The sequence below is a fragment of the Staphylococcus simulans genome, assembly GCF_047037175.1.
In the GTDB taxonomy this organism is placed as follows: domain Bacteria; phylum Bacillota; class Bacilli; order Staphylococcales; family Staphylococcaceae; genus Staphylococcus; species Staphylococcus simulans_C.
The window spans coordinates 1,567,208-1,580,303 of the sequence record NZ_CP178241.1; the positions used below are offsets into that span (position 1 = coordinate 1,567,208).

Annotated in this window: 13 protein-coding genes; 6 read left to right on the forward strand and 7 right to left on the reverse strand. The window is 37.9% G+C overall.

What is annotated here, in order from left to right; genetic code table 11:
* Window positions 1–91: 91 nt before the first annotated feature.
* From galU to ACFCT9_RS07935, 3 genes are all read right to left on the reverse strand, one after another.
* Complete coding sequence (gene galU / locus ACFCT9_RS07925) at window positions 92–958, reverse strand: UTP--glucose-1-phosphate uridylyltransferase GalU (protein ID WP_412518376.1); 867 nt, start codon at window positions 956–958, stop codon at window positions 92–94.
* A 218-nt stretch (window positions 959–1,176) separates the two neighbouring features.
* Window positions 1,177–3,057 (reverse strand): polysaccharide biosynthesis protein, encoded by a 1,881-nt coding sequence (locus tag ACFCT9_RS07930; protein ID WP_412518377.1) that lies wholly within the window; start codon window positions 3,055–3,057, stop codon window positions 1,177–1,179.
* A gap of 144 nt (window positions 3,058–3,201) precedes the next feature.
* Complete coding sequence (locus ACFCT9_RS07935) at window positions 3,202–3,900, reverse strand: YveK family protein (RefSeq protein WP_412518378.1); 699 nt, start codon at window positions 3,898–3,900, stop codon at window positions 3,202–3,204.
* Between the two features lie 784 nt (window positions 3,901–4,684).
* On the opposite strand from ACFCT9_RS07935, the gene ACFCT9_RS07940 reads away from it, so the two are divergent.
* From ACFCT9_RS07940 to ACFCT9_RS07960, 5 genes are all read left to right on the forward strand, one after another.
* Window positions 4,685–4,921 carry a FeoA family protein gene (locus ACFCT9_RS07940; protein WP_412518379.1) on the forward strand — a complete coding sequence of 79 codons (237 nt, stop codon included), beginning with the start codon at window positions 4,685–4,687 and terminating at the stop codon, window positions 4,919–4,921.
* On the forward strand, window positions 4,914–6,908 hold the full coding sequence (gene feoB, locus ACFCT9_RS07945; RefSeq protein ID WP_412518381.1) for a ferrous iron transport protein B: 1,995 nt from the start codon (window positions 4,914–4,916) through the stop codon (window positions 6,906–6,908). The genes ACFCT9_RS07940 and feoB overlap by 8 nt, the downstream gene beginning before the upstream one ends.
* Window positions 6,909–6,920: 12 nt before the next feature.
* Window positions 6,921–7,100: a FeoB-associated Cys-rich membrane protein gene (locus ACFCT9_RS07950; RefSeq protein ID WP_412518382.1), complete on the forward strand. Its 180-nt coding sequence runs from the start codon at window positions 6,921–6,923 to the stop codon at window positions 7,098–7,100.
* A 153-nt stretch (window positions 7,101–7,253) separates the two neighbouring features.
* Window positions 7,254–7,589, forward strand: a complete 336-nt coding sequence (locus tag ACFCT9_RS07955; protein ID WP_412518383.1) for a PadR family transcriptional regulator — start codon at window positions 7,254–7,256, stop codon at window positions 7,587–7,589.
* A complete protein-coding gene (locus ACFCT9_RS07960) occupies window positions 7,583–8,368 on the forward strand; it encodes a hypothetical protein (protein ID WP_412518385.1) in 786 nt (261 codons plus the stop codon). Before ACFCT9_RS07955 ends, ACFCT9_RS07960 begins: the two co-directional genes overlap by 7 nt.
* 89 nt (window positions 8,369–8,457) lie before the next feature.
* Here the strand turns inward: ACFCT9_RS07960 and ACFCT9_RS07965 are convergent, their stop codons facing one another.
* Both ACFCT9_RS07965 and ACFCT9_RS07970 read right to left on the reverse strand, forming a co-directional pair.
* Window positions 8,458–9,066, reverse strand: a complete 609-nt coding sequence (locus tag ACFCT9_RS07965) for a metallophosphoesterase (RefSeq protein WP_412518386.1) — start codon at window positions 9,064–9,066, stop codon at window positions 8,458–8,460.
* A gap of 95 nt (window positions 9,067–9,161) precedes the next feature.
* Window positions 9,162–9,740 carry a GNAT family N-acetyltransferase gene (locus tag ACFCT9_RS07970; RefSeq protein WP_412518388.1) on the reverse strand — a complete coding sequence of 193 codons (579 nt, stop codon included), beginning with the start codon at window positions 9,738–9,740 and terminating at the stop codon, window positions 9,162–9,164.
* Window positions 9,741–9,871: 131 nt separating this feature from the next.
* Here ACFCT9_RS07970 and ACFCT9_RS07975 point away from each other — a divergent pair, with 131 nt between their 5' ends.
* Complete coding sequence (locus ACFCT9_RS07975; protein ID WP_412518390.1) at window positions 9,872–10,051, forward strand: VraH family peptide resistance protein; 180 nt, start codon at window positions 9,872–9,874, stop codon at window positions 10,049–10,051.
* Window positions 10,052–10,117: 66 nt separating this feature from the next.
* Here ACFCT9_RS07975 and xylB read toward each other — a convergent pair whose 3' ends face one another.
* Together xylB and ACFCT9_RS07985 are read right to left on the reverse strand one after the other, a co-directional pair.
* Window positions 10,118–11,614, reverse strand: a complete 1,497-nt coding sequence (xylB, locus tag ACFCT9_RS07980; RefSeq protein ID WP_412518392.1) for a xylulokinase — start codon at window positions 11,612–11,614, stop codon at window positions 10,118–10,120.
* 249 nt (window positions 11,615–11,863) lie between these two features.
* On the reverse strand, window positions 11,864–13,093 hold the full coding sequence (locus ACFCT9_RS07985) for an NRAMP family divalent metal transporter (protein ID WP_412518394.1): 1,230 nt from the start codon (window positions 13,091–13,093) through the stop codon (window positions 11,864–11,866).
* Window positions 13,094–13,096: the final 3 nt, after the last annotated feature.

Consider the following 13,096-nt stretch of genomic DNA (forward strand, 5'->3'; position numbering starts at 1 on the left):
CTAAGTTGTTAATCTATAACGGATTCCACCTATTTTGTGCATAAAAAAACAGAAGATGTCACTTAACATCCTCTGTTTTGAAATCGTAATTTTATAAATCTAAAGATTGGATATATGATTTGATTTCATCTTTCATTTCTTCGTCTTTTAATGCGTAAGCAATCGTTGTTTTAACGAAACCGATTTTCTCACCCACATCAAAGCGATGGCCTTCAAAGTCATAAGCATAGACTTCATCGTCACGATTTAATCGTTCAATCGCATCTGTAAGTTGGATCTCACCGCCGCTGCCTTTATCTTGTGTTGATAAATAATCAAAGATTTCAGGTGTTAAAACATAACGCCCCATAATTGCTAGATTAGAGGGTGCTGTGCCTGGTGCAGGCTTTTCGACGAATTTCTCTACTTCATATAAACGGCCATTTTGTTTTTCAGGTTTCACAATGCCATAACGATGTGTTTCTTTTTCTGGAACGGTTTGTACACCAATGACTGATTTGCCTGTTTCATCATAAACATCCATCAATTGTTTAATTGCAGGTGTATCAGATTCTACAATGTCGTCACCTAATAAGACCGCAAAAGGTTCATTGCCGATGAATTGGCGTGCTGTCCAAATCGCATGACCTAACCCTTTTTGTTCACGCTGACGGACGTAGAATACATTGGCTAAGTGTGTAGAGCGTTGAACTTTCTCTAACAAATCTGTTTTACCTTTTTCTCTGAGGTTGTTTTCAAGTTCGACTTGATTATCAAAGTGATCTTCGATGGCACGCTTATGCTTACCTGTCACGATAATAATGTCTTCAATTCCTGCACGATAGGCTTCTTCAACAATATATTGAATGGTCGGCTTATCTAAAATCGGCAACATTTCTTTCGGCATTGCCTTAGTCGCAGGTAAGAAACGTGTTCCTAAGCCTGCTGCGGGAATTACTGCTTTTTTTATCTTAGTCATACAATATCTCCTTTTTCATCAGGTGGTCTGAAGTCATCAAAATTATAACTTATCTTTTCCTTTAAACAGCCACATTCAAAACATTCAGCTCGTTGTATTTAAATTGTGATTTATCACAATTTGTAACGTTTACATCACTGATAATATTAGAGTTTTATCTATTAATAGTCAACTTTTAACAAAAGCACCTGATTGTCATCAGATGCTTTTGTGAGGTGTTATTTAATTAGACGAAAGGGCGGGATATCTGTGTTCCCCTCATCCTCTTTCTCTGATTTATTGTTAATATCATAGCGATGATTCGCAAGATCAATTAATTTTTGTTTATAGTCTTTACTGTGAATAATCTCATCTAGAATACGTAAGACATCTTCATTTTTCATTTCTTCTACCTTACCACGGTAGATTTTTTCGTAAACTTGTTCTGGATGGATTTCATCTTCATCCAGCAATTCTTCATACAGCTTCTCACCTGGTCGAAGTCCTGTAAATTTGATTTCAATGTCACCATCTTTATAGCCGCTTAAGCGAATTAAGTTTTTCGCAAGGTCCACAATCTTAACCGGTTCGCCCATATCTAAGACAAAGACTTCACCGCCATCCGCGATGGCTCCGGCTTGTAGTACCAAACGCGCTGCTTCAGGAATCGTCATAAAGTAACGTGTAATCTCAGGATGTGTCACGGTAATCGGTCCGCCCGCTTCAATTTGTTTCTTGAATAACGGAATAACAGAACCACGTGAACCTAATACGTTACCGAAACGAACCGCCACAAAGTTCGTATAACTGTTTTCTTCATTCATACTTTGTACAATCATTTCTGCGGCACGTTTAGACGCACCCATCACGTTCGGCGGATTAACTGCTTTATCCGTAGAAATCATAACGAATTTTGCGACGCGTGCTTCACGTGCAGCTTCAGCCACGTTCTTCGTACCAATGACATTATTCTTAATCGCTTCACTTGGGTTATATTCCATCATCGGTACATGTTTATGTGCCGCCGCATGATAAATCACATACGGTTGATAATGATTGACGATTTTAAACAGACGTGAACGGTCTTGAATATCCGCAATCACTGGAACAATATCAATTTGATCGCCATATTGTTTTTGTAGTTCTTGATGAATTAAGTAAATACTGTTTTCACCATGCCCTAACAAGATAATACGTGCAGGTGCGAAACGACAAACCTGACGACAAATTTCTGAACCGATTGAACCGCCGGCACCTGTGACCATAATCGTTTGGTGTGTCAGTTCCTTCGAAATCATTTCCATATCCAACTCAACAGGATCACGACCTAATAAGTCTTCCACTTCAACTTTCTTCAACTGGCTGACTTCTAGCTGACCAGACATAACCTCTTCAATATTCGGCATTTTCAATACATTGGCTTGTGTCTTTTCACAAATATCATTAATTTCTCTTAAACGCTGTTGCGTTAATGTAGGAATAGCGATAATGATATTTTTAATGCGGTATTTATTTACTAAATTAGGAATATCTTCAATTGTCCCTTGAACTTTAACCCCTTCAGTAATGGTCAATTTCTGTTTCTTTGGATCATCATCCACGACAACCACAGGTTCCATGCCCATGTTAGGACGTTTCAACATTTGGTTAATCAGCATTGAACCGCCTTCACCAGCACCAATGACTAATGTATTCTTACGTTTAACACCTTTACGGACTAACGTTCTTCTATATAAACGCCATGATAAACGTGAACCTCCGATTAATAAGACATGCATCATCCATGTGATGAAGTATAAACGTAAGAACGGTCCTTCATGTGTAAAGAACGGTACAATTAAAACCGTCAGAGCCATCGAACATGTGACGGATTTAACAATGACCAGCATTTCATTCACACTGGCATATTCCCAAGCACGATGATATAAGTTGAATACACTGGCAAAGATATGATGTGAAAACAGTAATACCAGTGATGATAGAATTAACAATGATAAAGAATAACCGCGGAAATACGGTTCAAGAATTAAATAACTCAAAAAGACAGAAAAAGCAACTATGATTGAATCAATAAACAACAATAGGATGAGTCGCTGCTGCCTTGCGGAAATTTTTGACACTTTATTTCACCTCAATTAATTGATCTCTGTTTATTCTCGGTGTCATATTTATGTGATGTCTGAATGAAATGGAAAAGGTTGGGAAACTTATCTGTCCCAACCCGTTGTTCCTCTCAGATTCTCGTTGCAAGACTGACGCTTGTCTTAGCGTTCAAAGTCATCTTGTGTTAAATCTTCTCGTTTTGTACGTCTACGTTGTTGTGTATGTTGTGTCTGATGTGTATTTGGTTTTGAAGAACTTTTTGATTGATTTAAGAATTCTCGGATTAAGATTAAAACAATTGCGATAATAAGACCTGCGGCAAAACCAACCACTGCATTTTTACCGATGCTTGATGAAACTTCTTTCACATCATCTTTTGATTTAGAAAGGACTTCAATACCGCCATCTGGTGATAATTTATCTACTTCCTCTTTTAATACTTCAGCAGCAGTATCTGCGATTTTCTCAGCATCTTTCTCGCTGTTTGCGGTTGCGGTAAAGTTCAATACTTGAGAATTAGGTTGGTTATTCACTTCTACCTTCTCAGTAATGGATTTCGCATCCTCATCGTTCCCTATTTCTTTAGCGACTTTACCTAATACACGCGGACTTTTCGCAATATCTGTATATGTAGCTACAATTTGAGAATCAGCTTGATACTTTTCAGCCATAGTCAAATCGCCTTTTTTACTTTTCTCAATCAAGACTTGTGAAGTTGCTTCGTATTTCGGTTGCGCTACCAATGCTGTAAGGAGCACGGCTAAAATCAGACCTGCAATGGGAAAAATAATCAACCACTTTAAGTGACGCTTGATTATCCTCCATACGTTTGAAAAATCAAAACTATTATTTTCTTCCATATTGCTTCGTTACCTCCGTAATGCGGAAATTGAATGATACATGTCAGAAAGGTTAAAGTTATTTTAACTTACACAACAAATTCCGACTGTTTGATAACCATTATAAAGGAAAACAAAATAAATTAATTCGTATTAATTGAATTGTTGCATAAGTTTTACATGTAATTAACATTCTTAAATCGCAATTAACGACCAAAACAACAAAATACACAATAAATCCAAAGAAAAACAATCGCACTTTCACATTCGCTTAATATTTAATGCGTCTTGCATTAATTGTTCTAACATAAGTAAAGGTTTGACGAACATGCGTGAATTTAAATTTGCGTACCTAAAATGAAGAAAATACATCATCTTACAAGATGACGCGCAGATGGTGTCGTAGTGAGTATGTTTAAGCGACTGCCTGCTTTTATAGGCATCACTTCTTCTTGCGTTGAGATATGGAGACTTTCTAAGATGAGGATTAAAGGAATGCACCATAATTTTTGCTCAAAATCAAAAATAAATCTTATACATACAAGTATAGCAAATTGTTTCTTAACAAGATTGATTATAATATACAACAATCTCAAAAGGCAATAGACATAAGCGCCCATTATCTAAATTTTGAAAAGGTTCATACTTTCTCCCCTATATTGTTATTTGAAAACAAAAAATGTGACACTGTTCAAATAAAGTTCAAAATAACTTTTAAACTTTATATTGTAGTTGACTTCATCTTAGTGTAAAATATCAATGATAATAGTTATCAATTAGTAAGATATGAGAGAGGTGTCCCATTATGGTAGACGCAACAAACGCTGAAAAAGGGTTAACATATAAAATCATCAACATGAACTTCGATAACACAATGCTTGCACATCGCCTAAGCGCACTTGGTTTTACAGTCGGAAGCAAAATTAAAGTACGTCAAAAATTCTTTATGAAAGGTCCATGCACATTAGAAATGGACGGACAATGTATCGGTATCAGACATTGTGATGCATGTAAAATCACTTTGGAGCAAGCAAATGGCTAATACGTATTGTATTGTCGGCAATCCGAATGTCGGCAAAACGACACTGTTTAATGCCCTGACAGGTTCTTATGAATATGTCGGCAACTGGAGCGGTGTAACGGTTGAAAAGAAAGTCGGTATCTTATCAGATAAGCAAGGTGATCTGGTCGATTTACCAGGTATTTATGACCTCTTACCAATTTCTAAAGATGAATCCGTTGTAACAGACTATTTATTACATGATGAGTTTTCAAAAATCATCAATATCGTTGATACGGTACAGTTGAAACGTAACTTATTATTAACGACACAATTAATGGAATTCGGGGCACCGTTATTACTTTGTTTAAATATGGGAGACGTCGCACAAAAGCGCGGTATTCTCATTAATCGTAATTTATTGATGCGTCGTTTGAAGCTGCCGATCTTGCCGATTGTGGCGAGAAGCGGTCAAGGGATCGACAGTATTTTAGAATTATTAAAAGAAGAAACATTATCTACCTCACAACCATTGAAAATTCCATATGAACATAAAGTCGAACAAGCTTTATCTGACATCCAACATTATTTAAAACATCACTTAGAACTACCAGAGAAACGTCATCGTTTTATCGCAGTCCAATACTTACTGGGCAACCCAGCCATCGAACATTATATCGGTGCACATCATCATGAAGATTTACGTCAGATTCGCAATCATTTAGCTGAACAGCTGGAGATTTCCATTGTTGACAGCATGCGTCGTTCACGTACTGAATTTATCGACACACTGATCGAAGACGTTATTACACATCCAGATAAGAAGAAACAATACTTAACTGACCGTATTGATAAAATCTTAACGAATAAAATTTTCGGTATTCCTATTTTCTTAGGCATTATGTGGCTGATTTTCCAAGCCACCTTCTCTTGGATCGGGACACCGCTGTCTGATAAACTAGATGAATTTATCGGCGGTACCTTTACAGATTGGGTCAACCAAGCTATGGATGCGATTGGGCTCTTCCCATTCATGAAAGATTTGATTACCGATGGGATTATCGCTGGTGTCGGGGCAGTACTTGTCTTCGTACCGCAAATTTTAATTTTATTCTTCTTTATTTCAGTATTAGAAGATTCAGGTTATATGGCACGTATTGCTTTAATTATGGATAAAGTCATGGAAGGTCTAGGCTTAAACGGTAAGTCATTTATTCCGATGATTATTGGCTTTGGCTGTAACGTTCCTGGTGTTATGGCAACACGTTCAATCGAACAAGAAAAAGAGCGTTTAACAACGATTTTAATCACACCATTCATGTCATGTTCCGCACGTTTACCGGTCTATGCTTTGTTTGTAGGCGTATTCTTCCAAACACATCAAGCACTCGTCGTGCTAAGCTTATATGTGATTGGGATTGTCGTTGCTTTAATCGTCAGCTTTGTGATGACTAAAACGATATTGAAAAAGGAAAACTCAGTCTTTGTGATTGAATTACCTCCGTATCGTTTACCATCAGCGAAAACATTATGGCGTAGTACATGGGAAAAAGCGAAAGGCTTTGTGAAAAAAGCAGGTACCTTTATCTTTGGTGGATCAGTTGTCATTTGGTTATTAAACTATGCAGGTCCAACTGGCTTTGGCGTTGATGTCGAACATAGTTTCTTACACTTGATTGGTGCAGCGATTGCGCCATTACTCATTCCATTAGGCTTCAGCTCATGGCAAACTGGCGCAACATTAATTCCTGGTTTCTTAGCTAAAGAAGTCGTAGTCAGCGCAATGGCAATTATTTACGCAGTAGACAGTCAAGGTTTGACGAATATGATCGCAAGTCATTTCACACCCGCTTCAGCCTATGCGTTTATGTTATTTATCTTATTGTACATTCCATGTTTATCAACTGTCGCAGCCATCAGAAAAGAAACAGTGTCTTGGAAATGGACAATCATCGCAACGCTTTATCCGATTGCGATTGCCTATATCCTCGCATTTGTGTTCTACCAAACAAGCCAACTCTTTTTCTAGGAGGAATTTTATATGACATTACTCATTAATCTTGTCATCTTCTTATTGATATTTGGATATGCGGCTTTTACGATTGTCCGCTTCTTCAAAAAATCTAAACAAGGCAAATGTGCAGCATGTGACATCAACAAAGGTTGCGGCCACGCAATGCCTAAAGAAATGAAAAAACATCAACAACACCACTCATCATAAATAAAACAATCTCAGACATATGTCCTACTATTGGATATATGTCTTTTTTTGTCCCACTATCTTTTATTATAAGATAGTTGACAAACACAAAAAATTAGACTATCTTACATTATAAGATAGTTAGTTTTGGTTTGGTGTAAAGAGGTGAAGGCAATGACAATTTCGAATCAAATGATGAAAGGTTTACTGGACGGGGCTATTTTAGCTTTAATTGCGCAAGGAGAAACCTACGGCTATGAAATCTTAGAGAAACTTAACGCACAGCAGTTTCCAGAAATCAGTGATGGCAGTATCTATCCTGTATTACTGCGCCTAAACAAGAAAGGCTATATCAAAAGTGAAACACGAAAATCAGTTTCTGGCGGTCCTAAGCGTAAGTACTATACCCTCACCGATGAAGGCCAATTAGAATTAAATCATTTTAAACAAAAGTGGCATGCGTTAAACCAAGGCATGAATAACCTATTAGGGAGTGAAGAAGAATGTTAAACCAAAGAGAAGAAACATTTTTACTCAAACTGCGTATGACGTTATTAGAAAGAGGAAAAGATGAGGGATCGATTGATGAAATCGAAGAAGAATTGCGCGACCATTTCCATGAAGCACATGCAAATGGCCATTCCACATCAAATATTACCGACCATTCTGTAGAAGCATATATTAACAATATTTCACAAGAAGTCCCGTATGACCAAAAGTGGCTGCGCTTTTTAATCAAAACAATAGCTATTATATTGATATTTACACTACTTCCGAAATTTTTTAATGGAACATTTGCCTTAACTATAGGGCTTTTGATTTATTTAGCTACGGTGCTCTTGATTGGCTTTATAGCTTGGAAGTTCATTAAAATGATTGTGATTAAATGGGGGTATGACATACTGGCTGCGGACAAAACGCCCATTAAACTTTATGTTGCTTGTTTCTGCTTCGCTATCATAATCATGGGACTTTTCGTCGCAAATGTGTACTTCACATCTCACTATCCTATTTATACATTTATGACATTCTCCAGTCGCACAAATGTGATAATAGGTTGTGTCATTTCCGTTATCATTTTATTCGTAACTGGACTTAAAAAATCATGGATACTTTTAATGACTACTTTAGTCATTACGTTGCCGAGTCTAATTACCCTAGCCTTGTTTGGTAACCTGCAAAGTCAACAAGCTGCCACGACAGATGCGATTATCTTCATAGTTCTGCTTATAGCGTTTAATGTGGTTGGCTTTAACGTGTTTAAGAAAACGGATCAAGAAACAGATTAAATATAAGCTGAAGGCATCGAAATCAATAGATGTTTTAAAAGAGCTGAAATAAAAACAAACCTAAAGGCCTGCAACCTTTAGGTTTATTTTTATGCATAACTGTATTCATAAATTTTCTTCAGTCGACGGACTTCTACCGCACAGACGTGTTGATGTGTTAAATCTACTAAAGATAAGCGTTTACCATGTCCTGCGCCTGTATCGATATCAATCGTGTGATCTGCCACATGAATGCGATGTTGTTTCACACCAAGACGCTTCGTCGGCACATGCCCATGGACGACACATTTTCCTTTTATTTTACGTGATAATTTTTCAGGAGGTTCAAACCCTGAAACTTCTTTTAATTTTTGTTTGGATAAACACTTCTTAGGATTAACCCCTGCATGCACAAACAAGTAATCTCCAATATGTGCCATACTGTCAAATTGTTTTAGCACCGCTTTCCATTTGCGTTTATCCTTTTCTTTTGATTTCATCCAGCGTACATCATGATTGCCTAATAATACAATCGCCCCTTCACGATGTAACTTTTGTACCATTTTAAGTGTCCCATCAGAATCAGGTCCATGATTGACATAATCCCCTAGCAAAACCAGCTGATCACGTTTAGGATTATAATCTACATAAGCAAGTAAGGTTGCGAGTGCTTCTTTATGTCCATGAATATCTGATGAGACGAGTAATCTGCCTTTCATGATGATGCATGCCTCCTTTATCGTGTTTTCTCTTTTATACGCTTATTTTTATTATAGCGAAAATCTATAGAATTGTTTTTTAAATTTTTGTAAAGTTAGAGGGAGGGGTGAAGCGGCGGTGTATCATTCAAGTTGATAAAGTAAATCAGCCGATCTGCCCATGCACCATCTTCAAACATAAATTGTTCTCTCGTACATTCATAAGTAAAGCCGCACTTCTCTAATAAGCCTATTGAAGCCTGATTCCCTGGATGAACATGGGCTTCTACCCGATGGTATTTTAACCGCTTCGCAATTTTTAATAATGCGGTCAAAGCCTCATACGCATAACCTTGACGCCAAAATTGATTATGTAGCGCATAACCACATTCAGCCCACTGAAAATGTTGACGTGCTAGTGTCACTAAATTGAAATTCCCGATATGTACTCCATCAGATTGACGAAAGACTCCAAAGACATAAGTATCATCAGATTGTATCAGTGCTTGTTGTTGTTTGATAAGCCGCTGAAAATATGTTTTAGAATCATCAGGCAATGCTAAACACCCTTCGTCAAAAGGACTTTTCGGCAACGCCCTTCCCGCATAACCTGTGACCCATGGGTCATAATCCTCTATCGTCATCGGTCTGATTTCTAAACGTTCTGTCTCTTCTTTTAAGTATTCATACTGCATCTTTTAGCCCCCTTTCCTATCAAAGTACATATAATCGTATTCGTACAAATCATATTCGTACGCTTTTTCATTCAAAAATGTTATATTTAAACTGAAATTAAGTAAGCAACAATTCTAAAGGAGGTCATCCTATGTCAATTAAAGAATATGTTCAAGACGTGATTGAAACTATCAAACACATGCGTTTCGGTTCTAAAAACGGTATTATCATGATTGTTTCAGCGATTGTGTTAAGTGCGATTACAACACCGATTGTTGGTTTACCACTTGGTGCTTGGATTGGTTACTACTTAGAGAAAAATGGTAAATAAACTAAAACCTACGATGTAAATAAATCCCCTGAGGTGCATATTGTGTACTCAGGGGATTTATTTGATTTACTTTTGAAGTGCTAACAAGTCACGTGTAATATCACGCGTCGCTTGATACGCTTGTTGGTAAATTTCGAAATAGGCTTCATAGGCTTGATGACGTTTTGAATCGGGTTGGAATACTTTCGCATAATGAATAAATGCGTCGGCACAAGCTTTCAATGAATCATACCAGCCTAGACTATAGGCCGCTAACATCGCTGCCCCCATACTTGGCCCTTCTTCATGTTTCAACTTATAAATTTCAGTGTTGAACACATCAGCTTGAAGTTGCAGCCAGAAGTCGCTCTTAGCACCTCCGCCTGTAGACACAATCTTCGTGACATCACGTCCGATACTTCTTAAATATACTAGGGAATCATATAACGAATACGTAATGCCTTCAACCACTGCACGACCAAAGTCGCCGCGTGTATGATTGCCTGTAATACCGATAAAACTGCCGCGGATAGAAGCGTCGCCATGCGGTGTACGTTCACCAACTAAATAAGGTGTAAATATTAAGCCATGTGCACCAATTTGAGAGGCTTCAGCGTCATGCATTAAAGTCGTAAAGTCATCTTCAGGATAGAATTCACGTTTAAACCAGCTCAAACTATAGCCTGCACTTAAAGTCACACCCATTAAATAATTCACCCCTGAAACCGCATGGTTCATTAGGTGAATTTTATGACCATAACCTTCTGATTCTCCAACAGGTTCGCATATTAATAACACCCCTGATGTCCCAATACTGCATATCGCATCGTTAGGACGAATCACACCTGAGCCAAGTGCCGCACATGCATTATCTGCCCCGCCCGCAAAGACAGGTACAGGTTTATTAAGAGACAATTGTTGTTGAAGTTCTGCTTTTAATACGCCAACTTGTGCGTGCGATTCTACTAATTCAGGATAGATATGATCAGGGATATCGAAAGAAGCCCCTATTTCTTTATCCCATGACTTGGTTTGTGGATTCAACAACATCGTTGCGGCTGAATCGGAATACTCTGTATGTAATGCCCCTGTTAATGCATAACGTAAATAGTCTTTCGGCAACATAAAGGTATCAATTTGATTAAACAATTCTGGTTCATGTTGTTGAACCCATAATAGCTTCGTTAAAGTAAAGCCTTCTACGACAGGATTGCCTAACACTTGATCCCCATACTTCGCTTTAATTTGTTCACATTGCGGTGTAGTACGTGTATCATTCCATAGTATTGCGCGTCTTAATGGTTGGCCTGCTGGGTCTATAATCACCAATCCATGCATCTGACCTGAAAATGAAAGACCTTCAATTGAAACATCTGTTAAAGTTGTTTGTGCTAATAAATGGTGCAGCCCTTGTATCGCGGCTGTCACCCATTCTTCTGGTGCTTGTTCTGAATAACCTGGATAGTCTTGGTAAAGCTTGAGCGGTTCACTTTGAGTGCCAAGTACATTGCCTAAGCGATCGACCGCAATGAGTTTAATTGCGCTCGTTCCTAAATCGATGCCGATTACCGCTTCTGTTGTCATGTCAATCATCCTTTCCAAAATGATAAAGCTATTTATTTGGGTATAACGCGTTTCTTTTATCTATCTGATTAGGTATAGTATAACGTTTAATGTCATATAAATATATAGCTTTATATCAACAATAAACAATGTGTGTACCTGCCGAATTTAATCATTAGGTATACTACAAGCGTTTGTGCCTCATAAGCACAACGCACTCAAAAAGACACACGAGCAAATTGCCCGTGTGTCTTTATAATATGCTTTAAATTAAGAATTCCATAAATCCGCTAAACCTTGGAATGATAAGAATCCTGTTACGATTGTGACAAGTACGGCTAAAACACCGAACATTAACATCCAAGTTGGATGTTTGTAGTCGCCGACAATCGATTTCTTCTTACTTGCGATTAAAATAACACCTAATGTAATCGGTAAGATTAAACCGTTCAACGCACCTGCGATGATTAATAATTTAATTGGTTTACCGATTAATAAGAATGTAATTGTTGAAACAACGATGAATACAATCACAATGATATTACTGCGTTTCATCAATGACTTGCTTAACGTTTTCAAGAATGTCGCACTTGTATACGCTGAGCCGATTACTGATGATAATGCTGCTGCGAATAATACGATACCAAAGATATTCTTACCAATTGGTCCTAATGCATGTTCGAATACTGATGCTGGCGGGTTGTCAGGATTTAATGTAACACCTGTCACAACAACACCTAATACAGCTAAGAATAATAAACCACGCATTACACCTGTTGTTAAGATCCCAGCAATCGCTGATTGGTTAACAAACGGAAGATATTCTTTCCCTTTGATACCTGAATCTAAGATTCTGTGTGCACCTGCGAATGTGATATAACCACCTACAGTACCACCGATTAATGTGATAATCGGTAATACTAATGCACCTGGATGTTCAGGTAACACCATTTTTTCTGCAGCTTCTAAGTATGGCGGATTAGATGCCACCATCACGTACGCTGTAATACCAATCATTAATACCCCTAAGATCATCGTTACGAAGTCCATCACTTTTTGACCGCTCTTACTGATGAATACGCCAATCGCTAAAATGGCTGTAATTGCGGCACCCCATTTAACATCAATACCGAAAATCGCATTTAAACCTAAACCAGCCCCTGCGACGTTACCAATATTGAATGCCAGACCGCCAATCGCAACTAAAATGGAAATGAAGGTCCCTAATCCTTTAACCATTTTATTCGCGATTTCTTGACCACGTAAACCTGTCACAACTAAGACACGCCAAATATTGATTTGCGCACCGATATCAATAATGATTGATAGTAAAATCGCAAACGCAAAACTTGCGGCGAATTGTTGTGTGAATACTGCTGTTTGTGTTAAGAATGCCGGCCCAATCGCTGAAGTTGCCATTAAGAAGACTGACCCTAATAACAGTCTCTTATGCTCCTTAGTGAACTGGAACTCCGTTTTATTTTGTTTGTTATCTCCCATTGA